Source organism: Benzoatithermus flavus (genome assembly GCF_037908215.1).
Lineage (GTDB): Bacteria > Pseudomonadota > Alphaproteobacteria > Geminicoccales > Geminicoccaceae > Benzoatithermus > Benzoatithermus flavus.
The window spans coordinates 489,108-514,758 of record NZ_JBBLZC010000001.1; the positions used below are offsets into that span (position 1 = coordinate 489,108).

The window sequence follows — 25,651 nt, forward strand, 5'->3', positions numbered from 1 at the left end:
CCTGACTTCCTCTAGACGAGCCCGAGCTCGATCTCGGGCTCGACGCCGCAGGCGGCCTGCACGATCTGGAGCAGCGCTACCAGCGGGTCGAGATTGAGCCCCTCGACGCGCAGCGCCAAGGCCGAGAGCTTGTCCCACAAGGCCACCCAGTGATCAAGCCCGCGGCCGGCGGCGAGCTCCTCGAGGATGGCCGTCTCGCCCGCGAACAGCTCCCGGCCGAGCGGCTCTCCAGCCGCGAGCCAGGCGAGGCGGCGGAGCACGAGACCCAGGAGGTCGACGGCACCGCGAAAGCTCGTCCCCTCCCCTCCCTGAAGAAGCTGGGTGGCGATCACGAGGCGGGCGACCTCGCTGGCGCGGGCGACGCTCAGCTTCTGCACGAGCTCGGCATAACGCTCGAGCCAGCCCGAGCTTCCGAGCTCGAGTGCCCGGCCGATCGAGCCCCGAGCGAGCTGGGCCAGAAGCTCGACCCGCTCCGGCGCCAGGTCGGGGGCGAGCGCCGCCACGCCGGCGAGGAGCTGGGGCTCGGGTAGAGGTGCCAGGGTGATCTGGGCACAGCGGGAGAGGATGGTGCGCGGCAGAAGACCGGGGCGCTGGCAGACCAGGAGCAGGATCACGCCCGCGGGCGGCTCCTCCAGGAGCTTCAGGAGCGCGTTGGCGGCGGAATCGCTGAGCTCGTCGGCGGGATCGACCACGAGCACCTTCTGGCCGGCGCGGGCCGCCGTGGCATGCAGCGCCGCATCGGCATCGCGCACCTGCTCGACCAGGATCTCCTTGTAGAGCTTGCCGGTCTTGGGATTCGGGATGCGCTTCAGGACCCGGAGGTCGGGATGAGCACCGCTCGCCACCATCCGGAATACCGGATGGGCGGGGTTCTCGGCTGCCGCCTCGTGCCCGGCCGGCCCTGCCAGCAGCCGTCGGGCGAAGCGGAAGGCGAGCGTGGCCTTGCCGACGCCGCGCGGGCCTTTGAAGAGCCAGGCATGAGGCAGACGGCCGTTCTGAAACGCACGGAGCAGCACGGCCTCGACGCGCTCGTGGCCGAAGAGACAAGGGTTCGCGGCGGGAGACGGCAGCTCGACGCTCATGAGGCGGCGAGGCCGAACCGGGATGTGACCGCCCGCCAGATCGCCTCGGCCACCTGCTCCTCGTCCTTCGCCGCGTCGATCACGACGAAGCGCGCCGCCTCGCGGGCAGCGAGCATCAGGAAGCCTTCGCGCACGCGCTCGTGGTAGGTCCGGTCCTTGGCCTCGAAGCGCGCTGTCGATCCGTCGGGCAGCGCCGCTGTTTGGCCGGCGCGGCTGGACCGGGCGCTGCAGCGGGCCATGCCCACCTCGACCGGGAGATCGAGAAGGAGGGTCAGATCGGGCTCGTGCCCGACGAGGAGCGGCGCGTGGAGCGCATCGACGGTCTCGAGGCCGACCTCGCCCGCATAGCCCTGGTAGACCCTGCTGGAATCGGCGAAGCGGTCGCAGACGACCCAGACGCCGCGCTTCAGCGCCGGCAGGATGGCGCGCTCGAGATGGTCGTCGCGGGCGGCGAGGAACAGATAGAGCTCGGTCAGCGGCCGCCAGCGATCGGCCGGCCCGTGCACGATGAGCTCGCGGATCGCTTCCGCCCCTTCGGTGCCGCCGGGCTCGCGAGTCAGAAGCAGCTCGAGGCCGAGCGCCTCGAGGCGGTGCGCCAGCCTCTTCGCCTGCGTGCTCTTGCCGGCCCCCTCACCACCCTCGAGCGTGATGAAGCGACCCCGCTGCCGGGAATCCCGGTCTGCCGGGGACAGGCCGGGGTGGATCCGCTCTGCCATCGACGACTCCTTCAGGAAGCGCCCCAGACATAGTAGCCGACCATGCTCGTGACCCGCCCGAGCAGGCCGGCACGCGGCACGTCCTTGCCCGCCACGAGCGGCACGGAGAAGGTGGTCATGTTGGGGGCGCTGATCTCGAGGCTGCCGAGCTGCTGACCGGCCTCGATCGGCGCCGGCACGGGATTGCCGTAGCGCAGCTTGACGCTGAGGCCGCGGCGCGCCTCGTGCGAGAGGGTGACGCCCACGGTCTTGGCCGGGACGAGCGGAACCTTGGCTTCGGCACCCAGCCAGACATCGGCGTCGACCACGCTCTCGCCGGCCTGGAACAGACGGTATTCCTGGAACTCGCGGAAGCCGTACTCGAGCAGCCGCTCGCCCTCGGTCTTGCGCTGGTTGATCGATTCGAGCCCGGCCAGGACGACGATGATGCGGCGATCGTTACGCTTGGCGGTGCCGACCAGGCCATAGCCGGACTGCTCGGTGTAGCCGGTCTTCATGCCGTCGGCACCCGGAACATTGGCCTGGATCAAGGGGTTGCGGTTCTGCTGCTTGATGTTGCGATAGACGAACTCGCGCTCGGAGTAATATTTGAAGTACTCGGGGAACTCGGTGATGATGGTGCGGGCCAGAGTGGCGAGATCGCGCACCGACATCAGGTGGCCGGGAGCATCGAGCCCGGTCGCGTTCGCGAAGGTGCTGTTGGTGAGCCCGATCCGCCTCGCGGTCTCGGTCATCTCGCGCGCGAACTCCTCCTCGGAGCCCGCCAGCGCCTCCGCCATCGCCACACAGGCATCGTTGCCCGACATGATGATGATGCCGCGGATCAGGTCCTCCACCCGCACCCGGTCGCCGACCTTCAGAAACATCTGCGAGCCGCCCATCTTCCAGGCCTTCTCGCTGATGGTGATCTCGTCGTCGAGCTTGAGGCGGCCGTGCTTCAGGCGGTCGAAGATCATGTAGGCCGTCATGAGCTTGCTCATGGAGGCCGGCGGGAGCCGCTGGTCCGCGTTCTTTTCGAACAGGACCACGCCCGTGCGGGCGTCGATGATGATCGCCGCCTTGGCAGCGGTCTCGAAGGCTTCAGCCGGTGCCGCGAGGAACCAGCCGATCAGCATCAGCGCCAGGAGCAGCCGCTGTCGCATCCTCTACCTCGTGAAGTCCGCCGAGCACGAGGCTCAGCAGGTCAGCGCAACCGGAGCGCCCGCCTTCTGCGCCGCGGGCGTCAGGAACGCGCCCGTGTAGCCCATCGCACGAACCTGTTCCAGGAGCCGTCTTGCCTCAGCACCCCCGTTGACCGGCCCGAGGCGGACCCGCGCCATGGCCTTGCCGGCGACGAAGGTGGGCTCGACCCGCGGCTGCCGGAGCTTGCCGACCGCCTCGATGGCGGCGCGGACCCGCATCGTGTCGGCGAAGGCGCCGACCTGGACGAACTGGTCGCCGGCAAGGCAGGCAGCGCCTGGCGCGGCCGATGGCGGTGGCATCAACGCTGCCACCTGCACCGGCCGGCCGGCCGGGATGGTCAGCGGCGCCACCGGCTCGCGTGGCGGCGCTTCCGAGCGCTTGGGCGGCGACGGCGCGACGGGGGCGGTTGCCGGCGGTGTGGAGCGGGCGGCCACCATCACCGGACGCGGCGGCGGGCCCTTGGCCTCGGCGAGTCCGAGGAACTTCACGCGCACGCGGGCGAGACCCTGGCTCTCGTAGCCGAGCTCGCGCGCGGCGGCCTGCGAGAGGTCGATCAGCCGGTCGCCCACGAACGGCCCGCGGTCGTTGACGCGGACGTCGATGCTGCGGCCGTTGTCGAGGTTGGTGACGCGCACGATGCTCGGCAGAGGCAGGGTGGTGTGAGCCGCGGTGAGCTGCGTCTTGTCGAACACCTCGCCGTTGGCGGTCGGCAGGCCCTGGAAGTCGTCCCCGTACCACGACGCGATGCCGACCCGCTCGTAGCTCGGGTCGAACTCGGGGTAGTACCACTTGCCGTTGATCTGGTAGGGCGTTCCCACCTTGTAGGTGCCGATGGGGCCCTGGGCTTTCGACGAGGACGGCCCCCGGCTCGCCTCACGCGTGCTGCTGCAGGCGGCGAGCAGCAGGATCAGAGCCAGAGCCAGGCCGGAACGGGCGTCGGTCGGGGCGGCAATCATGGCCGAACTTCATATCATGGATGAGCTTCGTCATCCATCCCTCAAGGAATCAGCCAAAAGCCCGACTGACACGCCGAAGTAGGTGGACCGGTTCCAGGCCATCAGCGCCCGGAAGTTGGCATAAGCGAGAAAGCTTCCGGCCTCGCCGCCGTCCATGCGCAGAAGGGAGGCCTGGATGGATGCTCGGGGCAGGCTGCTGCCGTCGGGCAGGCGGATGCCGCGCTGGCTCCAGTCGGCGAGGCTCGCGCGATGGTCGAGCCCGCTCCTGCCGTCGACGAAGCCGTCAGGCACCAGCACTTCGCGTCCCCAGATGTAGCGGCCGTCCCAGCCGGCGCGGGCGAGGTAGTTGGCGGTGGAGGCGAAGACGTCGGGGAGTGAGCGCCAGATGTCGCGCCTGCCGTCGCCGTCGAAATCGACGGCATAGCCGAGATAGGTCGAGGGCATGAACTGGTTCTGCCCCATGGCCCCGGCCCAGGAGCCCTGCATCAGCTCGGGCTCGATGTGGCCGCGCTCGACGATCTCGAGCGCCCCGAGCAGCTCCTTGCGAAAAAAGCTCGCCCGTCGTCCCTCGTAGGCGAGGGTCGCCAGCGCCGCGAGCACGGGGTAGCCGCCCTGCCGCTCACCGAAGTTCGATTCCATTCCCCAAAGGGCCACGATCACCTCGGCCGGGACGTGATAGCGGGCCTCGACCCGGCTCAGGAGGTCGCGATGTCGGGCCAGCAGCTCGCGGCCCGTGGCGACGCGCCGGTCGTTGACCACGCGGCGCCGGTATTCGGCGAAGCTGAGCCTGGTCTCGGGCTGACGCCGGTCGGCCTCGATCACGGCGGGAAGGATCTCGATGCCTTGCAGCGCCCGATCGAGCGTCTGGCGGGAGATGCCGTGCTTGAGCGCCTCGTGCCGCAATCCGGTGAGCCAGCCGGCGAACGATTCTTCCGCTCGGGCCGGAGCCGCTGCGAGAAGACCGAGGAGCGCCGCCAGCATGGCGAGGTTGGTGCGGCGCGTGACACCGGGCATGAACGACCCCTATTCCACCGACGAGAGACCGGCCTCTTTTTAAGCGTTCGGCCTTCCTATCGAAAGTGGAAATCTCGCAGGTCGTTTACGCTTAAGGGCTGGGCCGATGACGTGGAATGTCAGTAATAGAGCGTGACGTAACGCACGCCCGGCTCGCTTTCGACAGCAACGGCGGCAGGTCCGGCACCATCGCTCGTCGCGGATGGCGCGGCCGTCTCTTCGCGCACGGCCATGGGTCCGCTCAGCACGCTGCAATCCGAATCGACAGTGACGACCCGACCGGCGAGGCTCGCGGTGCAAGGAGCGACGACCTGAACGGTCACGCCGAGCAGGCCGCGAGCCTCGCCTCTGACGCCGCCACCGTCGGCCACGACCACGGTCACGCCGAGCACCGTGGGGGGAACCAGCGCAGCAAGACGGGTCGCGTTCTCGCGCAGGCGACGCATCGTTTCCTCCGATCGATCTTTTATCGTGTGAGGCGGAACGGAGGATAGCGCTTGCGGCCTCCGGGCAGGGCCGTTCCGCCGGAACCCGCACATCGGCGTATGCAGCCGGCGCGTCCCACCGTGCGCCGGCCGGGCTCAGAAGGTCAGCGTGACCTGCAGGCTGTCGATGTACTCGCCAGCCGGAACGCCCGGCTGTGGCGGCACGACGCCGTAGATGACGAGGCGCGTCGTGGCGGCGCCGTCGCTCCGGCCCGAGCGTGTCCCGCCGATCGCCTGCCCGTCGCCCCAGGGCACGGAATGGCCGGCATCGGCGAACAGGTAGTAATCGAGCCGACCGCCTTGCGGGCCCGCCATCTGCCGCGGCTCGCCGCCGCTGCGGCCGGGCGAGATGCCGACCTCGAACGATGCCGCGGCATCGCAGCGCACGATCACGGCCCCGGTTCCGGTCGAGGTGCGGGTAACGTCGATCGTTCCGAACGCCACCGGGTCGGCCGACACGCTGCAGGCGGCCCACGCCGGCAACGGTGCCGCGAGAGCAAGGCCGAGCGTGAGGAGGCTGGCACGGCTCAGCGGCATGCGACCTCGCCGAGATCGGGCAGGACATCGTCCGCGGGCGCGGCCGGCAGCTCGCAGGCGAAGGCCTCCTGCCCGTCCGCGCTCGTCACCGTGACAGGGGTCGGAAGCGGTCCCTTGACCTGGGTGAACCCGTCGCGCGCGACCCAGGCCGTGACCCGGCCGTCGGCACTGCGCAGGCGCAGTCCCACGGGCAGCGGCGTGCCGTCCGCGGCGCGCAGCACGACCGTGGCCTGCGGGCTGCGTGCGACCGGAAAGCCGATCGTCATCCCGCTGCGCTCATAGGGTACGGCCTCCACCTCGGCGGTGTCGATCTCGGCGTCGAGCGGCAGGTCGTGTACGTCGAGCCGGACCCGGTTGGCCTCGTAAGGGCGCAGGTCCGGCAGGAGCAGTCGGCCGCGCGCATCGGTACGGCCGGTCTCGCGGTTGTCGAGATAGACCCGCACGTCGGGGAAGCCCGGCAGGGAGACGAGGCCGAACGCCCGACCGATGCGCCGCGAGGGCAGCAGTTCGCCGTCGATCAGCGCCATGCTGCCGTTGACGCCGGCGCGCAGCGCGTTGCTGCCGTCGAAGCGCACGAGATCGAGTTCGGCGGCTCCCAGCTGCGACTGATAGCTGAAGCGGGCATCGATGGCGCTGCGATCGGTGCCGGTCTCGGCCGCGAGGCGGTAGTCGAGGCCGAGGTCGCTAGCCCCGCGGGTCTGCCGGAACTGGCTGCGGGCGCGGTACGCCTCGCCCTGCTTCACGAGCTCGGCGGAAGCCGAGCGGTGCTGTCCGAGCGGCAGAGTGTAGACCGCGGTGAGCGCCAGCTCGGGACCGGGCTCGACGAGCTGGGCCGCGCGCAAGGTAAGGGCCCCCGGCCCGAGCGGCAGGCTCCAGGTCGCGGCGAGCGAGGTCGCATCGCCGCCGTCTCTGCCGTCGCGGTGCAGGAGCAGCAGGCCGAGACTGCCCGCCGCACCGAGATCGAGCCCGAGATTGAGCTGGTCGGTGCGGGCGGCTTCCTCGTCGGCGCCGGCCTGCCGGAAGCCGCTGCTGGTCCAGCGGGTACGGGCGCCGACGTTGAACCGCCTGCCGTCGTACTCGTAGCCGAGTTCGCCCAGAACGCCGCTGCCGTCGCCGCCGGTGGAGGTGCCGATCCCGCCGCTCACGACGCCGAAGCGCCCGAGGAGCCACGAGCCGCCGAAGGCCAGGCTCTGCTGGTCGAGCTGCAGCTCGGCATGGGCCTCGCCGGTGAGCCGGTCGGTGAAGCCGTAGCGATGGGTCGCCATCGCGATGGCATCGCCATAGTCGAAGCTTGCCCGGCCGTAGTCGTGGCGGAGCGCGCCGACCTCGTAGGAGAAGTCGTGCAGGCCCGCCTTCAGAAGGCGGGAGCTCACGTAGTAGGGCTGGGTGACGACCTGCTCGCGGCCGAGCAGGTCGGTCACCCGGAGCTGCACCTCGCCTGCACCCGTGACGACGGGCAGGCTCTCGATCGTGAACGGCCCCGGCGGAACGGAGCGGATCTGTCGCTGCAGGTTGTCGATCAGCACGTCGACCACCGAATCCTGGCGCGCGAGGCCGCCGATCGCCGGCAGCGGAAAGGTGACGAAGCTCGGATCGACGCCGAAGTTGGTCGCGTATTGCAGGCCGCCGAAACGGACCGGCGGCGCCAGGGCGCCGCCGGCCGCGACGGCATCGCCCAGCCGGAACGAGGTGCGGGATCCGGGCCGGTCGCGGGTGAAGGTGGTATCGAGGCGGATCACCTCCGGGTGCTTCGTCACGTCATCGAGGCGAAAGCTCGAGAGCAGCGTGCCGGGCGGACCGAAGGCGCCGAGCTCCACGAGCCCGCTGGCACCGTCCAGGACCTTCTCGCCGGCCTGGTAGAGGAGGTCGTAGTCGAGCCAGCCGCCGATCCCGGCGACCGGCTCGGGCCGGGGGACCGGCTCGCCTGCGAGGACCGAAGGCAGGAACTGGTCGGCCGGAACCTCGAGCACGAGATGGAGCGCCTGGCGGTCGAAGGTGAAGCGGGCGCCGGGGATGGCGTCCAGCGGATAATAGGGCTCGCCCTCGAAGGTGATGATCCTGACGGGGTCGGTCCTGATCCGCCAGGCCTCGAGCAGGGCGAGCTGCGCGGCGAGCGGTCCGCCGCCGGGCGGCTCGACGAACAGCCCGCCCTGGCTCGCGCGCCGGCCGTTGAGCTCGACGGTGAGCGGCCATTCGCGCCAGGCGGCCTGCTCCTGCAGCGGCGGCTCGACCGGGTCCCGTCGCAGCACCCTTGGCGTCGGCACGGCCTGCTTTGCCGACGCCGGCCCGACGCTCGGCGGGGCCGGCGTCGGGGAGGCGGGTCGCGCGTTCCCCGCACTGCCGGCAGGGGCGGGAGCGGCCGGGGGCGATGCGGCTGGTGCGGCTGCAGCCGCCGGCATCTCGACGGCAGGCGCGGGCGGCGCCACAGGGGCGAGGAATGGTTCGACCGGGATCGGTGGTTCCGCCGCCGGGGCCGGACCGGCTGCCGGCTCGGGCGCCGCCGGAGCGGGGATCGGAAGCTCGAGGGCCTCGCGCACCGGCTGCTGCCGAACCCGACGCACGAGTTGACGCAGGAGCATCTCGGCAGGTGCCCGCAAGGCCTTCGGCTCCGGATCGGCGCCGGCCGCGGACGTGTCCGGCCGCTCGCCGCTCGCGACCCGATGACCGGACCACGCGGCGGCGAGGACGGCCAGGGCCAGGAGGCTAGCTCTGCGACAGGGCGAGGGAAGCCTTGAGCGGGCCAAGGTTCGTCTCTGCCTCGAGCTGGAGCGTCGGCTGGACGCGCGCCGTCGCGCCGAGAGGCCAGGTCTGCTCCTGGCCGGGAAGGACGTAGGCCGCACCATCGATGACCTGCGCGGGCTCGGCCCGGCCGGGAGCCCGCAGAACGATCCGGTGCACCTGCAGGTGGGCCGTGCCCCGGTTGGCCAGCGTCAGCACCTGCCCGCCGTCCCGGCCGGGCCGAGCCGACCAGACCGGGCCGGGGGTGGCGCCGGCCGGGGTCACGAACACGGGCAGGCTCAGGCGGAGCGCGAAACGCACGCCGATGCCGGGCGTCCGGTCGGAGCCGGGCACCTCGCTGATCAGGAGCCGGTAAGCGCGCTCGACGTCGGGCTGCATCGGCCGTCGCAGGGCCACGCGGACGACCTGCCTGGCGTTGGGCTCGAGCGCCACGATCGGGGGGACCGCGATCAGATCGTGGGTCGGCTCGAGATCCTCCGTCGCGGGTGTGCGCCGCCAGGCGAAGGTCTGCATCTGGACGGTCACGGGCGCGGACGCATTGTTCTCGAGCGTCAGGGTCACCATGCGGTCGCCGGGGCCGAACTCGAGCCGGGTCGGCGCCACGCCCAGGGAGGCGGCGCCGGCCTCGCCGGCGGGCAGGGTCAGAAGGGTCGCCAGCACGGCCTGGACCACCGGACGCATCGCGATGCCACCGCTCAGAAGGTCAGGGTGATGTTGACGATGTCGGTGTAGACACCGTCCGGAACGGTTTGGCCCTTGAAGATGCGGCCATAGACCGGGATCGAGCCGCTCTGCGTGCCGATGAGTTGCTGGCCTTGGCTGTCGGTGCCCGTACCCCAGATCGAATTCCTGATCTGGTTGCGATAGATCTGGTAATTGAGCCGGTTGGCGCCCGAGCGCATCTGACGGGCATTGATGTTGGCGCTGCCGCCGCCGTCGAGCGCGAAGGTCAGCATGCCGCTGCAGTTCGTATAGTTGATGGCGCCGATCGCATCGAGATCGGTCTGCTGGCCCGACGTGTACGTTCCGAAATCCAGGGTGCCGCCGCTCAGCGCGCAGCCGCTCTGCACCGTGGCAGTAACGGTAAGCTGGTCGGTGTCGGTGCCGGCGAGCGCCAGACGCGGGGCGGCCAGGATCGCCGCAATGGCCAGCAGATCCAGGACGGTCACGCGACGCAGCATCTCCACCTCCCCAACCGGGCTGCGTCTGGCGCCCGGATAATTCTATCATAGAGAAAATTATCGCGACCTCAATCTATCGGCAAGCGATTTTTGTTTTTGATCGCCTTTTGGTTGGAAAGTCGCGCGATCTGGCGGTCGATCTCGCTCAGCAGAGCGGCAGCCGAGATCGGCTTCGTGACATAACCGTCCATGCCCGCGGCGAAGCAGGCGCTGTCGTCGCCGCGCATGACGTTGGCGGTGATCGCGACGATCGGCGTGGCAGCGAGGCGCTCGTCGGGCAGAGCGCGGATACGGGCAGTGGCTTCGAGCCCGTTCATCACCGGCATCTGCACGTCCATGAGCACGATGTCGTAAGCTTCGGCCTCGAGCTTTCGCAGCGCCTGGAGCCCATCGGGCACGGTGTCGACCGTGTGGCCGGCACGTTTCAGGATGATCGAGGCGAGCCGGCAGTTGACCGGGTTGTCGTCCGCCAGGAGCACCTTGAGCCCGGAAGGACGGCGCTCCGAGAGGCTGTGCACCGTGATCGGGCCCTGTCCCGGCTCGAGAGGGCCTGCCCGCAGGGTCTGCAGGCAGGCGAGCAGGGTCGCTGCTTCGACCGGCTTCGAGAGATAGGCGGAGAAGCCGGCCGCCTGCGCCGCGGCGGCATCGCCGCGCATGCCGGAGGATGCCAGCAGGACGAGGCGGGCGTGCCGCAGGCGAGGATCGGCCCGGATCGCCGCGGCCACCTCCTCGGCCGTCGGATCGGCGATGCTGCGGTCGATCACCACGAGGTCGAACGGGGCGTTGCGGTCGGCTGCCTCGCCGAGGAGAGCCAAGGCCTGCCGGCCGCTGCGGGCAGTCCGGACGGTGAGGCCCCAGCCGGTCGCGAGCTCGGCCGTGATCTCCCGGGTGCGCGCGTGCGGATCGGCCACCAGGAGCGCGCAGCCGGCGAGGCCGGCCGTGACCGGCAGCGGTCCGGCGGCTGCCGCCACGGCCGTCGGCAGTGGCACCGCGACATGAAAAGTGGTGCCCTGCCCTACCCGGCTCGCGACGGTGATCGCGCCGCCCATGGCCTGAATCAGGCGATGCGCGATCATGAGTCCGAGCCCGCTTCCGCCGTAGAGGCGAGGCGTGTCGGGACCGGCTTGCGTGAACGAGGAGAACAGGTGCTCGAGCGCCTCGGGCGGAATACCGATGCCCGTGTCCTCGACCTCGATCGCGAGCCCGCCCGGCGAGCCGTCCATGGTGGTTCCCGGTCCAACCCGCAGCCGGACCCCGCCCTCTTCGGTGAATTTGATGGCGTTGCCGATCAGGTTGAGCAGCACCTGGCGCAGCCGGGCCGGGTCGGCACGGACGACGGCGGGCGTACCGGGTAGGACCTCGCAGCGAAAGCCGATCTGCCGGGCACGGGCGCGCGGCTCGACCTGCAGCCGCAGCCGCTCCAGGAACGCGGCCAGTTCGACCTCGACCGGCGCCAGCTCCAGCCGACCCGCATCGATGCGGCCGAGGTCGAGAATGTCGTTGACGATGGTGAGCAGCGTCTCGACCGATTCGAGCGCCGTGTCGACATAGCTCCGCTGCTCGTCGTCGAGCGGGGTGTCGCGCAGCAGCCGAATCATGCCCACGACCCCGTTCATGGGCTCGCGGATCTCATGGCTCATCATGGCGAGGAAAGCGGCGCGCGCCCGACTCGCCTCCTCCGCCGCCTCGCAGCGACGACGCCAGACGGCAACCGCCGCCGGACCGGAATCGGCCTCGTCCGCGGCCATGTCGGTCGGGCCCGACGAAACCGGACGGGAAGAGCCGTCGTCGAGATCGGACATAGCGCTCCATCCTGCTCGGCAGCTTCGGCAGGACAGACGAGACGGGACCAGAGCCGGGTTTAAGCGGAACCGAAGGGAGGAATCAATTTTTACCTTGAACGAGAGAAAAAGTATGCTACCTGGGATAGTAATAGCTCGCGCACGAACATGCCGTACCCACCCAACCGGTGGCGGACAGGCACGCAGGGAGGAACATGCATGGCACGAGCGGCCCGAAGCGCTCAAAGGTCGGGCGAGCGCTCCTGGATCAGGATCAGGTCCAGCCCGGGCTGGTAGAACAGCTTCAGCCCGTTGTCGAACGCGACATAGCGAAAGCCGGACACGTCCTCGCCCGCCGCGGTGACGTGGCGGCCAGCCTCGCCTTCGGCGACGACGACGGCATCGGTGCTCACGGCGAGTGAGCGTAGGCCGGAGTCGTTGAACAGCACGACCTCGCCGTTGGCGTCGCGCACCAGATCGGACAGGGAGAGGACGATCGAAGACAAGCTCTCCTCGGGCTCGGCCGAGGAAGCACCCGTCGTCGGGCGAGGTTGGTTGCCATGATAGGTGTGCTGTGCCCGCATTCTCGTCGAGGCCATCATTTTACCGTCCGCCGTCGGTACAGGCCGGTCTCCCGACCCCAAACGCACCTTAGACCACACATCTTCGCGGCGTAAGCGAACAACCGCCTCGCCGGTATCCTTGTTACCGAGGTAACGTTAAGAAGCCGTAAAGACAAGCGGTCGGATCGACCCTGTCGGATCGCGCCGGTCCAAACCACGCGTTAACCATACCGGGCTATGAAAGGGCCGGCCGCAGGCGAAGCCCCGGCGGCAAATGGCGGAAGGGCAGGCTCGCCGGATCGGCGACATTCGCACCCGGCGCTTCCACCACCAACACCTCGTCGGCGAGCGGTTCGAAGTCCGCCCGGAAGTGCACCGAACTCTTGAGGGCGAGGATGCGCTTCGCCGCCGGATCGACGCCGAGATGATGCAGGATCGCCCGATCGGCAGCCTGCAGCCGGCGCGACGAGACGGCGATCTCCACGCCCGGCGCCGCGAGCGGACGCAGGAGCGCCATCGGACCGAGATCCATGCGGTTGCCGCCGTACATCGGCCCGGTGGCGGTGAACCGGCCGTTGCCGAGACGCCCCACCGCGAAGTCGCCGCGAACGGGCCGAACCCCTGCCGGTCCGTGCCGCCCGCCGAGCGCGAGCCCGCGCAGGATCCTGCCCTCGCCCGCGGCATGCGCGGCCCTCGCCGCCTCCTCGTCGCATAAGAGCGCCAGGACCGCCCCTTCGGCACGGGCCGCGATCAGGGCCTCGAGGAGGCCGGTCGTATCGGAGCTGCCGCCGCCGCCCGGATTGTCCTGCGTGTCGGCGAGGATCACCGGTCGGCTGCCGGCATGGGCCTGCGCATGGCGCACCGCCTCGTCCGGCCGCCACAGCCGGCCCATGAAGCGCGGCTCGGCTTCCCGAAAAGCCGTTGCGAGGCGCGCCGCGACCGCTTCGGCCGTTGCGGGATCGTCGGCATAAACCAGGACGGACGGTCCGGCCACGGGCGTATCGGCTGCGGGGAAGCCCATGCAGATCGAGGCCGAGAGCACACCGTCGCACGCGACCTCGTCCAGCAGCACATAGAGCGTGCGCGCGGGCTCGATGGTCGTGCACTGCCAGGGCAGCGGGATCAGGAAGTCAAGCTTCCGGTGCGCCTTCGCGAGCGGCCGGCCGGCGACGAGCCGCTCGAGCAACGGCAGACACTTGGCGCCGGTGGCGGCGAGATCGATATGCGGGTAAGTGCGGTAGGCGACGAGCGCATCGCTCAAACCGACCATCGCCTCGGAGACGTTGGCGTGGAGATCGAGGGCCGCCACGATCGGCAGGTCGGGGGCGATCCGTCGCAGCCGCCGGAGCAGCTCGCCCTCGCCGTCCGGCAGATGCTCGGTGACCATCGCCCCGTGCAGGTCGAGGAAGAGCGCATCGATCGGCCCTGCCGCCGCGAGATCCTCGAGCATCATGGCGGCGAGGCGCTCGAACGCGTCGCGCGTCACCGGTCCGGACGGACAGGCATTGGCCCACACCAGCGGCACCAGCGCGTGGCCGGCGGCGCGGGCGGCATCGATGAAGCCGGTGATCGCGAGATTGGCGCCGGCGGTGTTCGCGAGCATCGCCGCTCCGCGCGAGAGCGGCGGCCAGCCGTCCGCCTCCTCGAACCGCTCCATGGTCGCGGGCTGCGGGGCGAAGCTGTTGGTCTCGTGATGCAGGCCACCGATGGCGATGCGCGCCATGGAAGCGTTCTCCAAGAGGCGTGAGGATCGGGCTAGTGACCGACGCGCTCGATCATCCAGGCCGGATGGGCGAAGGCGGCGACGTGGACCTCGGGCGTGTAGTAGCGTAAGCCCTTGGGCACACCGCGCTCGCGGATGGCATCGGCGCCGACCTTGCGCTTCGCGGGATCGTCGGTCGCGAAGCCGAGCGCCATGCCGCCGCCGATATAGGTCGGCACCACCGGCAGGTAGTAGTCGACGAGCGCGAAGCCGGCCGCGCGCTGGGCGGCCTGCGTATCGACCAGCTCCTGCGGCTTGATCGAGGGATTGCCGCACTGGGTCGCGAGGATGCCACCGGGATTGAGGAGCCGGCGCACGTTGCGGTAGAACTCCTCGGTGAACAGCACCGCACCAGGGCCGATCGGGTCGGTGGAATCGACCACGATCACGTCGAAGCGCTCCGGGCTCTCCGCCGCGAACCTGGCGCCATCGGCGATGATCACCCGTGCCTTGGGATGATCGAAGGCGCCGTCGCTGATCGTGGGCAGCCACTTGCGGCAGAGATCGATGACGCTGCGGTCGATCTCGACCTGGGTCACACGCTCCACGCCCTCGTGCTTCAGCGCCTCGCGCAGGCAGCCGCCGTCGCCGCCGCCGATGATCAGGACCTGCCTGGGCGCCCCATGCGCCAGCATCGGCACGTGGACGATCATCTCGTGGTAGCAGAACTCGTCGCCGGTCGTGGTCTGGACGACACCGTCGAGGGTGAGCACCCGGCCCCAGGCATAGCTCTCGAAGATCATCAGATCCTGAAGCTCGGTCTGGTCGCGGTAGAGGATCTCCTTGATCCGGATGCCCTGACGCCAGTTCTCGTGCAGCGTTTCCTCGAACCACTCCATGCCCGCTTCGTCCTCTCGCCGATGCTGCGATCAACGAGACAGCTAGAGCCAAGCCATGCGCCTTGCAACCCGCCACGGCGGCAACACCGATTGAAGCGGCCGGGCACTCCTGGCACGCTGGCATCCCACGCCAAAGGGAGGTCGGAGAATCCCATGCATCTCGCCGCCGCCATGAGCCGGCTCGGTACCGAGAGCGCCTTCGAGGTGCTGGCGCGCGCCACGCGCCTCGCGCAGGAAGGCCGCTCGATCATCAATCTCGGCATCGGCCAGCCCGATTTCCCGACCCCGCCCAACATCGTCGAGGCGGCGGTCAGGGCGCTGCGCGACGGGCAGCACGGCTACACCCCGGCCAACGGCATCCTGGCCCTGCGTGAGGCCGTGGCCGAGGACATGGCGCTCCGGCGGGGGGTGGAGGTGCATCCCGACCGGATCGTGATCGTGCCCGGCGGCAAGGTGACGATGTTCTTCGCCATAGCGATGTTCGGCGAGCCGGGGGCGGAGATCCTCTACCCGGACCCCGGCTTTCCGATCTACCGCTCGCTCATCGAGTGGACCGGAGCCACGGCGGTGCCGATAGCGCTTCACGAGAGCCGCGGCTTCGCCTTCTCGGCCGAGGAGGTTCTGGCCCAGATCACGCCGCGCACGCGGCTCCTGATCGTCAACAGCCCCGCCAATCCCACGGGCGGTGTGGTGCCCAAGGCCGAGCTCGACCGGCTCGTGGCGGGGCTGGCACGCTTTCCGCACGTCGCCGTGCTCTCGGACGAGATCTATGCCCGGATGTGCTACGACGGTGTCCCGCATGCGTCGCTCACGGCCTATCCCGAGATCGAGGACCGGCTGATCCTCCTGGACGGCTGGTCCAAGACTTATGCCATGACCGGCTGGCGGCTCGGCTGGGGCGTGTGGCCCGAGAGCCTCGTCGAACATGCCACCCGGCTCGCGATCAACACCCATTCCTGCGTCAACGCCGCGACGCAGTGGGCAGGCGTGGAGGCGCTGAAAGGCCCGCAGGACAGCGTGGAACGCATGGTCGCGACGTTCGACGAGCGCCGGAAGCTGATCGTGGCGGAGCTGAACCGCATTCCGGGCTTCCGCTGCCGGATGCCGGGCGGGGCCTTCTACGCCTTCCCCAACATCGAGGGTACCGGCAAAAGCTCGCGGCAGCTCCAGGACGAGCTCCTGAACGAGGCCGGGGTCGCCGTCATCAGCGGCACCAGCTTCGGCATCCACGGCGAGGGCTTCATCCGCTTCTCCTACGCCGCCTCGAGCGAGGCGATCGAAGAAGCCTGTGCTCGCATCCGGCGCCATCTCGGCGCTTGAACGACGAAGGAGACCGGAAAGCCTTGGCCGATCTCCTGCAGGAACTCGGGCAGCGCCTCGCCTCGGTCGGGCTCTCGCGCCACGGCGGCTTTCACCCCTCGCCCGAGGACGCCGTGCCGGCGCTGCCGGATGGCACGTCACCCGGCACCGTCGTCATGGTGGGGAACGTCGGCTCGGCGTTCTGGGCTCACGTTCAGGCTTCGCCCGAAGGAAGGGGTCCGGACCCGATCGATCGCTGGACCGAGCGGGTCTTGGGTAGGATCGCGGCCGAGCTCGGTGCCGTGGCCCTGTTCCCGTTCGCGGGGCCGCCCTGGCATCCGTTTCAGCGCTGGGCACGGCGCGCCGACCCGGCGCTCAGCCCCTCGCCGCTCGGCATCCTGATCCACCCCGATCACGGCCTCTGGCACGCGCTGCGTGGTGCGTTGCTGTTCCGCGAGCGCCTCGTCCTGCCCTCGATCGAGCCGCGGCCGAGCCCCTGCATCGCGTGCGAGACGAAGCCCTGCCTCCGGCACTGCCCGGTCGAGGCCTTCACCACGGCAGGCTATGACGTCACGAGCTGCCGGTCCTATCTCGCGACGCTCTCGGGCCAGCCCTGCATGATCCAGGGCTGCCGGGCGCGCGCCGCCTGCCCGGTGGGAAGAAGCAACGCCTATACCTCGGACCAGATCCAGCACCACATGCGGCGGTTCGCGCGCGGCTGAGCTCAACGGTAGATCGGCCGGCCGAGATCGATCTGCTGGGGCGTGGTGACGGCACCCGTCACGCCGCCGACCCCGGCGCCGACGAGAGCACCACTGGCGATGCCGACCGGCCCCAGGAGCAGGCCGGCCACGGCCCCCGTGCCGGCCCCGATCCCGGCACCCGTAACGGTTCGATCGAACCGGCTCGTGCCGCATCCCGAAAGCACGACGAGCCCCAAGATCCCCACCACGGCACACCAGCGCTGCATCGGCCTTACTCCCGCCTGTCCACATGATCCTGTGAATGGACCAAGAACGGATCAGGGGCGACGAAGGTCCCGTGGGCGGCCTTACTCGGCGGCGCGCAGGAGTGCGGCTTCGCCCCGAAACGTCGCCAGCAGCTCGGCCTCTTTCGCCTTCGCCCGCCGGACGTTGGCCTCCTTGACGTGGCCGAAGCCACGCATCTGCTCGGGCAATGCTGCGAGCTCGACGGCGAGCGGGTGATTCTCGGGTGTGAGCTTCTGCAGGATCTCGTCCAAGAGCGCCTCGTACTCGGCGAGAAGGCGCCGCTCCATTTTCCGCTCGGCCGTGCGGCCGAACGGGTCGAAGGTGGTACCGCGCAGGCACTTCAGACGGGCCAGAAGGCGCAGAACCGGGAACAGCCAGGGGCCGTAGCGGCGCTTCTTCAGACGACCCGTGGCGGGATCGCGCCCGGCGAGCAGCGGTGGCGCCAAGTGGAGCTCGAGGCGATCCCAGCGCTCGAACTCGGCGCCGAGCTGCTCGAGGAAGACGCCATCGGTCCAGAGCCGGGCGACCTCGTACTCGTCCTTGATCGCCATGAGCTTCGCGAGGTTCTGCGCTACCGTTCGGGCGAGGTCGGTCCTACCGGGCAGGCACGCCGCCTCGGCGGCAGCGACGCGTGATACGATCGCGCGGTAACGGCGGGCATAGGCCTCGTCCTGGTAGCCGGCGAGGAAGCGCGCGCGGTGGTCCACGATCTCGTCCAGCGTGCGCGGGACGGAGCGCCGGCCCTCGGCAGCGCCGGCCACCCTCTCGACCGCAGCGAGATCGTACGCGGCGCGCCGGCCCCACAAGAAAGCCTGCCGGTTGAAGGCGACCTGCACGCCGTTGATCTCGATCGCCCGCTCGATGGCCGCGCGCGAGAGCGGGATCAGGCCTTTCTGCCAGGCATAGCCGACGAGGAACAGGTTGGCGCCGATGGCATCGCCGACGAGACGGGTCGCGAGCCGGCCGGCATCGACGAAGCTCACCTGCTCCGCACCGGCCGCGCTCAGGATCGCCTGCTCGAGACGGTCGGCGGGAAGCGCCAGATCGGGATCGCGGGTGAAGTCGCCGGTCATGACGGCATCGCGGTTGACCACGACCGCGGTCGCCCCTTTGCGCATGGTCGGCACGGCCTGCGTGCCCGCGGCCACGACGAGATCGCAGCCGAGGACGAGCCGAGCCCCGCCGGCCTGGATGCGGGCGGCGCCGATCTCGGCCTGCGTGGGGGCGAGCTTGAGATGCGAGACGACCGCCCCCCCTTTCTGGGCGAGGCCGATCATGTCGAGGGCGGCGATACCTTTCCCCTCGAGATGGGCCGCCATGCCGAGGAGAGCCGCGATCGTGACGACGCCGGTGCCGCCCACCCCGGTGACGACGATGCCGTAAGGGCCGTCGAGTGTCGGCAGTGCGGGCTCGGGCAGAACCGGGAACGGCGTCTCGCCGGCGGCCGACGCCTGGCGCAAGGTGCCACCTTTCACGCTGACGAAGCTCGGGCAGAAACCCTCGAGGCAGGAGAAGTCCTTGTTGCAGGCGGACTGATCGATGCGACGTTTGCGGCCGAACTCGGTCTCGACGGGCTGGATCGCGACGCAGTTGCTGGCGAGGCCGCAGTCGCCACAGGCCTCGCACACGCGCTCGTTGATGACGACGCGCTCGTCCGGGTCGGGGAAGGTGCCGCGCTTCCTGCGCCGGCGCTTCTCGGCGGCGCAGGTCTGGTCATAGACGAGAGCGCTCACCCCCTCGACCTCGCGCAGGCGCCGCTGCACCGCATCGAGCTCGCTTCGATGATGAATGCGCACACCGGGGGCGAAGCCGGCACCCAGCGGGTACTTCCCGGGCTCGTCGGTGACGACCGCGATCTCCTTCACCCCCTCCGCTTGCAGAAGGCGGGTGATCGCCGGCACGTCGAGATTGCCGGTCTCCATCTTCTGGCCGCCGGTCATGGCGACCGCGTCGTTGTAGAGGATCTTGAAGGTGATGTTGGCGCCGGATGCCACGGCGGCGCGCACGGCGAGCGAGCCCGAATGGTAGAACGTGCCGTCGCCCACGTTCTGGAAGATGTGTCCCCTCGTGCTGAACGGCGCCTCGCCCAGCCAGGAAGCGCCCTCGCCGCCCATCTGGGTGAAGCGGCGGGTGTCGCGGTCCATCCACTGGACCATGAAGTGGCAGCCGATGCCGGCGAGCGCCTTGCTGCCTTCGGGCACGCGGGTCGAACTGTTGTGCGGGCAGCCGGGGCAGAAATAGGGTAGGCGCAGCATCGCCGGCACGTAGCCGGCGGCCGCCCGCTCGGCCTGCTCGATCGCCTCCAGCCGTTCGCGTAAAGTGGCATCCTCGCGGCGCTCGAGGAGACGGCGCGCGATGGCAATCGCGATCTGATTCGAGCCGAGGCTGCCGTGGCTCGGGAACAGCAGCGCCCCTGCCTCGTCGCGCTTGCCGACGACGACCGGCCGCCGGGCGAGCGGATAGAGCAGCTCCTTGGCCTGGCTCTCGATGAGCCCCCGCTTCTCCTCGACCACGATCACCTTCTCGAGCCCGACCAGTGCCTCGGCGAGACCCACGGGCTCGAGCGGCCAGGTCATGCCGACCTTGTAGACGAGAAGCCCGAGCTCCCGCGCGCGCGCCTCGTCGATCCCGAGATCGTCGAGCGCCGCGATCAGGTCGAGCCAGGACTTGCCGGCCGTGACCACGCCGAGCCAGGCCCCCTCGCCGCCCAGGACCACGCGGTCGAGGCGGTTGGCGCGGGCGAAGGCGCGGGCAGCCTCCAGCTTGTGGACGTGGAGCCGCTCTTCCTGCGCCAGCGCCATGCGCTGGCCGATGCCGTTGTCGGGCCAGCGTATGTTGAGCCCGCCCGGTGGCGGCACGTAGTCCGTGGGCAGCACGATCCGCGGCCGGTCGGGGGCGATCTCGATCGAGGCCGTGCTCTCGACCGTGTCGTGGACGCATTTCAGCGCCACCCACGCACCCGAGAAGCGCGACATGGCGATGCCCAAGAGGCCATATTCCAGGATCTCGTCGACCCCGGCCGGGTTCAGCACCGGCACCATGGCGTCCACCATGGCGTACTCGCTCTGGTGCGCCGTCGTGCTCGATTCGCAGATGTGATCGTCACCCAAGAGCAGCAGCACGCCGCCGTGCTTCGCCGTGCCGAACAGGTTGCCGTGGCGGATGGCGTCGCCCGAGCGGTCCACACCGGGGCCTTTCGCGTACCAGATCGCGAACACGCCATCGTAGCGGCTCTCGCCGTCGAGCCCGACCTGCTGCGTGCCGGCACAGGCGGTGGCAGCGAGGTCCTCGTTGACGCCGGGCTTGTGGACGACGTGGTGTGCCGCGAGATGGGCCTTCGCGCGCTCGAGCTGCTGATCATAGGTGCCGAGCGGCGAGCCGCGATAGCCGGTGATGTAGCCCGCCGTGCTCAGCCCGGCGGCGAGATCGCGCTGGCGCTGCACGATCGGCAGGCGGACCAGGGCCTGAATGCCGGTCACGAAGATCCGGCCGCTCGTGGCCGTGTACTTGTCGTCGAGCGTGACCTCACGGAGCTGCGTCACGGGTCGCCTCACCTGCCCTGTTGGTTGCGGCGGAAGCTAGCACGCGAGCGCCGGTCCGCCACGCGCCTTCCGCTCATAGGATCGATCGCACGACGCCGCCCTCGACCCGAAGCGCCGCGCCGTTGGTGGCGGATGCGAGCGGGCTCGCCACGTAGGTCGCCATCGCCGCCACCTCATCCGGGGTGGCGAAGCGCTGCAGGATCGAGCTCGGGCGGGCGTTCCTGAAGAAGTCGCGCTCGACCTCCGTGGGGGAGATGCCGTGCGCCTTCGCCATGTCGGCAATGAAGGTCTCGACCCCTTCCGAGCGGGTGGGGCCGGCCAGGATCGAGTTGACCGTCACCCCCGTGCCGGTCGTGGTCTCGGCGAGGCCGCGGGCGAGCGCCACCTGCATGGTCTTGGTCACACCGTAATGGATCATCTCGACCGGGATGTTGACCGCCGATTCCGAGGAGACGAACAGGATGCGGCCCCAGCCTCTCGTCTTCATCTTCGGCAGGTGATGCCGGGAGAGACGTACCCCGCTCATGAAGTTGACCTCGATGATCCGCTGCCAGTCGGCATCTGCGATCTCCTCGAACGGGCGCGGCTCGTAGATGCCCAGATTGTTGACCAGGATGTCGACGTCCGGGAAGCGCCGGATCGCCTCTCGCGTTCCTTCGGCCGTGCCGAGGTCGGCTACGAGCGGCTCGAGCCGCGCATCGGCGATAGTATCCCGGATGCCCGCGATCGCCTTGCGCACGCGCTCTTCCGTACGGCCGTTGACGATGACGATCGCACCCTCGCGGGCGAGCGAGCGTGCGATGGCGAGGCCGATGCCGGCGGTGGAGCCGGTGACGAGAGCGAGCTTGCCGTCGAGCTGTAGGTCCATGCTGTCCTCCTGTCCGATAGAACGCGATCAGGGCATGAGCTGGCCGCCATTGACCTCGATGATCTGGCCGGTGACGTAGCCGCTGAGGCGCGGCGAGGCGAGATAGAGGAAGGCCCCGGCGCAGTCCTCGGCGGTGCCGAGGCGTTGCAAGGGGATCTTCCGGCGCGTGGCCTCGAGCTTCTCGGGCGTGGAGTAGATCTCGTGAAAGCGGGTCGCGATCGTGCCGGGCGACACTGCGTTCACCCTGATGCCGTCGGGAGCGAGCTCGGTCGCGAGCGAGCGCGTGAAGGTCGAAACGAACGCCTTGGCGGCGCTGTAGAGGGCCGAACCCGTGCTGCCGCCGCTTCTGGCCGAGATCGAGGTCACGTTGACGATGCAGCCCCGGCTCGCCTGTAGGGCCGGAAGCGCCGCCCGGCAGGCGGCCACGACCGAGCGGGCGTTGAGGTCGAAGACCCGGTCCACCTCCTCGTCGCTCATGGCGGCGAGCGGAATGCGGCCGACCATGTGGCCGGCATTGTTGACCAGCACGTCGAGCCCGTCCAAGGCTGCCACGGCCTCCGCCACGACCCGGCGCACGTCCGCCATGACGGCGAAATCGCCCCGAAGCAGCGTGGCGTCCGGAACGGCCGCGGCCTCGAACGGCTCGGTACGGTAGTGGAGCGCCAGCCGGCAGCCCGCTTCCGCGAAGGCGCGTGCGGCGGCAGCGCCGATGCCGCGGCTCGCACCCGTGATCAGCACCCGCTTGCCGGAAAGCCCGAGATCGATTCCCGCCATACCCTTCCTCCCCGAGCCCTGTCCGCTTGTACCCGTCTGTCCCCTGTCGTAGTGACCGCGCGGCGATCCGCAACCTCCATGCCCGGCAGACACCCATGCTCACCCCGACCTTCGTCGACGGCATCCGCAGCTTCGCCGATCGCTACGAGGGCTTCATCCTCGACCAGTGGGGGGTGATCCACGACGGCAGACGGCCTCTGCCGGAGGCGGTCGCGGCCATCGTCGAGCTCAAGCGGCGCAACAAGCGCCTCGTGCTGCTCTCGAACTCGGGTCGCCGCGCCGAACTCAACCGGCGCCGCCTCGCCCGGATGGGCTTCGACATGGCGCTGTTCGACGCCGTCGTCACCTCGGGCGAGACGGCATGGACGCTCCTGCGTCATCGCAGCCGGCCGCCCTTCGCCGAGCTCGGGAGGAAGTGTCTCCTGTTCACGATCGGCAACGATCTCGGCGTGGTCGAGGATCTGGGGCTCGAGCTCGTGGGGGCACCCGAAGAGGCCGACTTCCTGTTCGTCACCGGCCTCGAGATCCCACCCCAAACGCTCGAGGACTACCGCGCCGTGATCGAGCGCGCAGCGGCATGCCGTCTTCCCATGCTCTGCTCCAACCCCGACCGGGTGGCCCCCGTCGCGGGCGAGCTCGTGATCACGCCGGGCTCGCTCGCTGCGATCTACGAGGAGCTGGGCGGCGAGGTGATCTACGTGGGGAAGCCCTATCCCCTGGTCTACGGCGCCTGCCTCGACGCGCTCGACGGGATCGCGCCGCAGGAGATCGTCGCGATCGGCGATTCGCTCGAGCACGACATCAAGGGGGCCGAGAACGTCGGCATCGCGAGCTGCTTTCTCATGGGCGGCATCCACGCGGCCGGCTTCCCGCCCGGCGCTTCGCGCGCGGCGCAGGTGCATCATCTGGACGAGCTCTGCACCCGCTACGACGCGCGGCCGGACTGGGTGGCGCAGCACCTCGTCTGGTAGCACCGACGGGATCAGGCACGCTTCCGCTTCAGCGCCTTGCGCACGTTCGCGGCCGTCATGGCCGACACGCGCTCGTTGCTCTCGACCGTGACACCGGCGATGTGGGGGGTGAGGATCAGGTTCGGGGCGGCATCGAACAGGAGCGCCGTGTCGCGGTCCAAAGGCTCGGTCGCGAACACGTCGAGCGCCGCACCCGCGAGCCGGCCCGCGCGCAGCGCCTCGACCAACGCCGCCTCGTCCAGGATGCCGCCGCGCGAGGTGTTGATGAGGACCGCCCCGGGGCGCATGGCCGAAAGTGCCGTGGCATCGATGAGGCCGCGGGTCTCGGCCGTGAGCGGCACGTGCAGGCTGAGCACGTCGGCCGCCGCGAGGAGCCCCTCCAGCGTCTCGTGCCGCTCGACCCCCTGCCAGACCGGATCGGTGGCCGGCAGGTGGGGATCGTAGGCAGCGATCCGCATGCCGAGCGCTGCGGCACGGCTCGCGACCTGCCGGGCCGTCGAGCCGAAGCCGACAAAGCCCATGCGCCGCCTCGCCGCCTCGCGGCCGACCAGACGCTCGCGCGGCCACTGGCCCTCCAGCATGGCGTCGGTCGCAGCGAAGACGCCGCGCAGCAGGACGAGGGCGGCAGCGATCACGTACTCGGCGACGGCCACCGCGTTGGCGCCGGTCGCCGGCAGCACCTCGATCCCGCGCGCCCGGCAGGCGTCGAGATCGATATTGTCGAGGCCGACGCCGAGCCGGCCCACCACCTCGAGCCGCCTCGCGGCGGCGAGCAGGGGCCCCTGGACCCGAGTGCGGTTGCGGACGATCAGCGCTCTTGCGGCCGAGACCAGAAGCTCGAGCTCGCGCGGCCGGTCCGCGAGCGTCGGGTCGTAATGAACCTCGAACTCGCTGCGGAGCCCGTCCAGCGCCGCCTCGTCCATGAACTCGCTGACCACGATGTCGAGCATGCGCTTCCTCGCCTCCCCGGCAGGACGATCCCGGCCGTCGAGCATGGACCGGTTGTCGCGGCCGTGCAAAACTTGCCGGGCGCGCGAGGCGCTCGCGGCGGCTCGGGAAATGGCACGAGTACATCGGATCACAGGAGGTCGGCATGGGGTTGGAGCGTGGGAATCTGCTGGCAGGTGCGCTTGCTCTGACACTCGGCCTGTGGGGACCGCTCGCGCATGCCGAGACGAAGCTGCGCGTCTTCATCGGCGGTCAGCAGCGCCCCGACGTGGTCCGGCCGCTGCTCGACCGCTACCAGGCGGCCCATCCCGGTGTCTCGGTCGAGCTCGAGGTAGGGGGTGCCACCTCCGACCTGCAGCAGCAGTACCTCACCACGGTGCTGGGCTCGGGCGACAGCGCCATCGACGTCATGCTGATCGACGTGGTGCGGCAGGCCCAGTACGCCGCGGCCGGCTGGGCCGAGCCGCTCGATCCCTATCTCGGCGACGATAGGCAGAAGCTCCTTGCGGACTATCTCCCGGTCTATGCCGAGGCGAACCAGGTCGGCGGCAGGCTGATCGCTATGCCGGCCTTCGCGGACGCGCTGTTCCTCTACTACCGCAAGGACCTGCTCGAGAAGCACGGGCTCGCCCCGCCCAGAACCTGGGACGAGCTGAAAGCCGCGGCCAAGAAGATCCAGGCCGCGGAGGGGAGCAAGGATCTCCAGGGCATCTCCTTCCAGGGCAAGCCGATCGAGGGGGCGGTCTGCACCTTCCTCGTCCCCTATTGGGGAGCCGGCGGCTCGCTCGCCGACGCCGAAGGCCGGTTCCAGCTCGACCGCACGGCCGGCGAGAAGGCGTTCGATCTCTGGCTGGAGATGATCTCGGACGGGATCGCCAAGAAGAACGTCGCCGAGGTCGCGACCGACGACACGAGGAAGGAGTTCCAGGCCGGGAACGTGGTCTTCGCCGTGCTCTGGGCCTATGGCTGGAGCCATTTCCAGAACGATCCCGACAGCAGGGTCAAGGACAAGGTCGGTGTGGTGCCGCTGCCGGGCTTCGCGGGCGGCCCGTCCGCCACCTGCATCGGCGGCTGGGAATGGGCGGTCTCGGCCTTCTCGGAGCACAAGCAGGAGGCCGCCGCTCTGGTCCGGTTCCTGTCCGGCCCCGAAGGCGTCAAGCATCTCGCGATCGAGGCCTCGAACCTGCCGGTGCTGACGGCGATGTACCAGGACCCCGAGGTGCTCGCCACCAATCCCTGGTTCAAGGACGCGCTGTCGGTGGTCGAGAGCGCTCGCGCCAGGCCGAAGAGCCCGCGCTATCCCGAGATCTCGGAGGTCATCCGCGTCAACGTCAACGCGGTGCTCGCCGGGGTGAAGGCGGCGCCGGAAGCGGTCGGCGACATGGATGCGCGCCTGAGCCGGCTGATTCGCTGAAGGCCGGGC

The 25,651-nt window shown here is 69.9% G+C and carries 23 protein-coding genes; 4 read left to right on the top strand and 19 right to left on the bottom strand.

Translation table 11 applies throughout. The annotated features are described in order from the left end of the window. Nucleotides 1-11: 11 nt before the first annotated feature. The 14 genes from U1T56_RS02245 to speE form a co-directional block, all read right to left on the bottom strand. Nucleotides 12-1,082, bottom strand: a complete 1,071-nt coding sequence (locus U1T56_RS02245; RefSeq protein ID WP_418157795.1) for a DNA polymerase III subunit delta' — start codon at nt 1,080-1,082, stop codon at nt 12-14. Further along, complete coding sequence (gene tmk / locus U1T56_RS02250; RefSeq protein ID WP_418157796.1) at nt 1,079-1,798, bottom strand: dTMP kinase; 720 nt, start codon at nt 1,796-1,798, stop codon at nt 1,079-1,081. Before tmk ends, U1T56_RS02245 begins: the two co-directional genes overlap by 4 nt. A gap of 11 nt (nt 1,799-1,809) precedes the next feature. After that, the gene (locus U1T56_RS02255) at nt 1,810-2,940 is read right to left on the bottom strand and encodes a D-alanyl-D-alanine carboxypeptidase family protein (protein ID WP_418157797.1); all 1,131 of its coding nucleotides are present in this window, start codon (nt 2,938-2,940) and stop codon (nt 1,810-1,812) included. A 33-nt stretch (nt 2,941-2,973) separates the two neighbouring features. Then, nucleotides 2,974-3,936 carry a septal ring lytic transglycosylase RlpA family protein gene (locus U1T56_RS02260; protein ID WP_418157798.1) on the bottom strand — a complete coding sequence of 321 codons (963 nt, stop codon included), beginning with the start codon at nt 3,934-3,936 and terminating at the stop codon, nt 2,974-2,976. 30 nt (nt 3,937-3,966) lie between these two features. Further along, entirely contained in the window at nt 3,967-4,950 is a 984-nt protein-coding gene (locus U1T56_RS02265; protein WP_418157799.1) for a lytic murein transglycosylase, read from the bottom strand. A gap of 119 nt (nt 4,951-5,069) precedes the next feature. Further along, on the bottom strand, nt 5,070-5,396 hold the full coding sequence (locus U1T56_RS02270; RefSeq protein WP_418157800.1) for a hypothetical protein: 327 nt from the start codon (nt 5,394-5,396) through the stop codon (nt 5,070-5,072). Nucleotides 5,397-5,531: 135 nt separating this feature from the next. After that, nucleotides 5,532-5,972 (bottom strand): Csu type fimbrial protein, encoded by a 441-nt coding sequence (locus tag U1T56_RS02275; protein WP_418157801.1) that lies wholly within the window; start codon nt 5,970-5,972, stop codon nt 5,532-5,534. Next, entirely contained in the window at nt 5,963-8,236 is a 2,274-nt protein-coding gene (locus tag U1T56_RS02280) for a fimbria/pilus outer membrane usher protein (RefSeq protein ID WP_418157802.1), read from the bottom strand. The genes U1T56_RS02275 and U1T56_RS02280 overlap by 10 nt, the downstream gene beginning before the upstream one ends. 439 nt (nt 8,237-8,675) lie before the next feature. Further along, complete coding sequence (locus U1T56_RS02285; RefSeq protein WP_418157803.1) at nt 8,676-9,392, bottom strand: fimbrial biogenesis chaperone; 717 nt, start codon at nt 9,390-9,392, stop codon at nt 8,676-8,678. 14 nt (nt 9,393-9,406) lie between these two features. After that, nucleotides 9,407-9,892, bottom strand: a complete 486-nt coding sequence (locus U1T56_RS02290) for a Csu type fimbrial protein (protein ID WP_418157804.1) — start codon at nt 9,890-9,892, stop codon at nt 9,407-9,409. Between the two features lie 68 nt (nt 9,893-9,960). Continuing rightward, nucleotides 9,961-11,694 carry a response regulator gene (locus U1T56_RS02295; protein WP_418157805.1) on the bottom strand — a complete coding sequence of 578 codons (1,734 nt, stop codon included), beginning with the start codon at nt 11,692-11,694 and terminating at the stop codon, nt 9,961-9,963. 221 nt (nt 11,695-11,915) lie between these two features. After that, nucleotides 11,916-12,179, bottom strand: a complete 264-nt coding sequence (locus U1T56_RS02300; protein ID WP_418157806.1) for a hypothetical protein — start codon at nt 12,177-12,179, stop codon at nt 11,916-11,918. Nucleotides 12,180-12,471: 292 nt separating this feature from the next. Further along, on the bottom strand, nt 12,472-13,959 hold the full coding sequence (locus tag U1T56_RS02305; RefSeq protein WP_418157807.1) for a M81 family metallopeptidase: 1,488 nt from the start codon (nt 13,957-13,959) through the stop codon (nt 12,472-12,474). A gap of 32 nt (nt 13,960-13,991) precedes the next feature. Then, a complete protein-coding gene (speE, locus tag U1T56_RS02310) occupies nt 13,992-14,837 on the bottom strand; it encodes a polyamine aminopropyltransferase (protein ID WP_418157808.1) in 846 nt (281 codons plus the stop codon). Nucleotides 14,838-14,990: 153 nt separating this feature from the next. On the opposite strand from speE, the gene U1T56_RS02315 reads away from it, so the two are divergent. Further along, complete coding sequence (locus U1T56_RS02315; protein ID WP_418157809.1) at nt 14,991-16,157, top strand: pyridoxal phosphate-dependent aminotransferase; 1,167 nt, start codon at nt 14,991-14,993, stop codon at nt 16,155-16,157. Nucleotides 16,158-16,180: 23 nt separating this feature from the next. Beyond that, nucleotides 16,181-16,858 carry a hypothetical protein gene (locus U1T56_RS02320; protein ID WP_418157810.1) on the top strand — a complete coding sequence of 226 codons (678 nt, stop codon included), beginning with the start codon at nt 16,181-16,183 and terminating at the stop codon, nt 16,856-16,858. 2 nt (nt 16,859-16,860) lie between these two features. Here U1T56_RS02320 and U1T56_RS02325 read toward each other — a convergent pair whose 3' ends face one another. The 4 genes from U1T56_RS02325 to U1T56_RS02340 form a co-directional block, all read right to left on the bottom strand. Then, complete coding sequence (locus tag U1T56_RS02325; RefSeq protein ID WP_418157811.1) at nt 16,861-17,106, bottom strand: YMGG-like glycine zipper-containing protein; 246 nt, start codon at nt 17,104-17,106, stop codon at nt 16,861-16,863. A gap of 81 nt (nt 17,107-17,187) precedes the next feature. Next, nucleotides 17,188-20,667 carry an indolepyruvate ferredoxin oxidoreductase family protein gene (locus U1T56_RS02330; protein ID WP_418157812.1) on the bottom strand — a complete coding sequence of 1,160 codons (3,480 nt, stop codon included), beginning with the start codon at nt 20,665-20,667 and terminating at the stop codon, nt 17,188-17,190. Between the two features lie 73 nt (nt 20,668-20,740). Next, complete coding sequence (locus U1T56_RS02335) at nt 20,741-21,535, bottom strand: SDR family NAD(P)-dependent oxidoreductase (protein ID WP_418157813.1); 795 nt, start codon at nt 21,533-21,535, stop codon at nt 20,741-20,743. Between the two features lie 27 nt (nt 21,536-21,562). After that, nucleotides 21,563-22,309 carry an SDR family NAD(P)-dependent oxidoreductase gene (locus U1T56_RS02340; protein WP_418157814.1) on the bottom strand — a complete coding sequence of 249 codons (747 nt, stop codon included), beginning with the start codon at nt 22,307-22,309 and terminating at the stop codon, nt 21,563-21,565. A 95-nt stretch (nt 22,310-22,404) separates the two neighbouring features. Here U1T56_RS02340 and U1T56_RS02345 point away from each other — a divergent pair, with 95 nt between their 5' ends. Further along, nucleotides 22,405-23,280, top strand: a complete 876-nt coding sequence (locus U1T56_RS02345; RefSeq protein WP_418157815.1) for a TIGR01459 family HAD-type hydrolase — start codon at nt 22,405-22,407, stop codon at nt 23,278-23,280. Nucleotides 23,281-23,291: 11 nt separating this feature from the next. Here the strand turns inward: U1T56_RS02345 and U1T56_RS02350 are convergent, their stop codons facing one another. Continuing rightward, nucleotides 23,292-24,230 (bottom strand): hydroxyacid dehydrogenase, encoded by a 939-nt coding sequence (locus tag U1T56_RS02350; RefSeq protein WP_418157816.1) that lies wholly within the window; start codon nt 24,228-24,230, stop codon nt 23,292-23,294. Nucleotides 24,231-24,373: 143 nt separating this feature from the next. On the opposite strand from U1T56_RS02350, the gene U1T56_RS02355 reads away from it, so the two are divergent. Continuing rightward, nucleotides 24,374-25,642 (top strand): ABC transporter substrate-binding protein, encoded by a 1,269-nt coding sequence (locus U1T56_RS02355; RefSeq protein WP_418157817.1) that lies wholly within the window; start codon nt 24,374-24,376, stop codon nt 25,640-25,642. Nucleotides 25,643-25,651 lie beyond the last annotated feature (9 nt).

What these genes read in the sequence shown, in the direction of transcription:
- U1T56_RS02245 (WP_418157795.1), bottom strand. Translation starts at nt 1,082, where the DNA reads ATGAGCGTCGAGCTGCCGTCTCCCGCCGCGAACCCTTGTCTCTTCGGC.
- tmk (WP_418157796.1), bottom strand. Translation starts at nt 1,798, where the DNA reads ATGGCAGAGCGGATCCACCCCGGCCTGTCCCCGGCAGACCGGGATTCC.
- U1T56_RS02255 (WP_418157797.1), bottom strand. Translation starts at nt 2,940, where the DNA reads ATGCGACAGCGGCTGCTCCTGGCGCTGATGCTGATCGGCTGGTTCCTC.
- U1T56_RS02260 (WP_418157798.1), bottom strand. Translation starts at nt 3,936, where the DNA reads ATGATTGCCGCCCCGACCGACGCCCGTTCCGGCCTGGCTCTGGCTCTG.
- U1T56_RS02265 (WP_418157799.1), bottom strand. Translation starts at nt 4,950, where the DNA reads ATGCCCGGTGTCACGCGCCGCACCAACCTCGCCATGCTGGCGGCGCTC.
- U1T56_RS02270 (WP_418157800.1), bottom strand. Translation starts at nt 5,396, where the DNA reads ATGCGTCGCCTGCGCGAGAACGCGACCCGTCTTGCTGCGCTGGTTCCC.
- U1T56_RS02275 (WP_418157801.1), bottom strand. Translation starts at nt 5,972, where the DNA reads ATGCCGCTGAGCCGTGCCAGCCTCCTCACGCTCGGCCTTGCTCTCGCG.
- U1T56_RS02285 (WP_418157803.1), bottom strand. Translation starts at nt 9,392, where the DNA reads ATGCGTCCGGTGGTCCAGGCCGTGCTGGCGACCCTTCTGACCCTGCCC.
- U1T56_RS02290 (WP_418157804.1), bottom strand. Translation starts at nt 9,892, where the DNA reads ATGCTGCGTCGCGTGACCGTCCTGGATCTGCTGGCCATTGCGGCGATC.
- U1T56_RS02295 (WP_418157805.1), bottom strand. Translation starts at nt 11,694, where the DNA reads ATGTCCGATCTCGACGACGGCTCTTCCCGTCCGGTTTCGTCGGGCCCG.
- U1T56_RS02305 (WP_418157807.1), bottom strand. Translation starts at nt 13,959, where the DNA reads ATGGCGCGCATCGCCATCGGTGGCCTGCATCACGAGACCAACAGCTTC.
- speE (WP_418157808.1), bottom strand. Translation starts at nt 14,837, where the DNA reads ATGGAGTGGTTCGAGGAAACGCTGCACGAGAACTGGCGTCAGGGCATC.
- U1T56_RS02315 (WP_418157809.1), top strand. Translation starts at nt 14,991, where the DNA reads ATGCATCTCGCCGCCGCCATGAGCCGGCTCGGTACCGAGAGCGCCTTC.
- U1T56_RS02325 (WP_418157811.1), bottom strand. Translation starts at nt 17,106, where the DNA reads ATGCAGCGCTGGTGTGCCGTGGTGGGGATCTTGGGGCTCGTCGTGCTT.
- U1T56_RS02335 (WP_418157813.1), bottom strand. Translation starts at nt 21,535, where the DNA reads ATGGACCTACAGCTCGACGGCAAGCTCGCTCTCGTCACCGGCTCCACC.
- U1T56_RS02340 (WP_418157814.1), bottom strand. Translation starts at nt 22,309, where the DNA reads ATGGCGGGAATCGATCTCGGGCTTTCCGGCAAGCGGGTGCTGATCACG.
- U1T56_RS02345 (WP_418157815.1), top strand. Translation starts at nt 22,405, where the DNA reads ATGCTCACCCCGACCTTCGTCGACGGCATCCGCAGCTTCGCCGATCGC.
- U1T56_RS02350 (WP_418157816.1), bottom strand. Translation starts at nt 24,230, where the DNA reads ATGCTCGACATCGTGGTCAGCGAGTTCATGGACGAGGCGGCGCTGGAC.
- U1T56_RS02355 (WP_418157817.1), top strand. Translation starts at nt 24,374, where the DNA reads ATGGGGTTGGAGCGTGGGAATCTGCTGGCAGGTGCGCTTGCTCTGACA.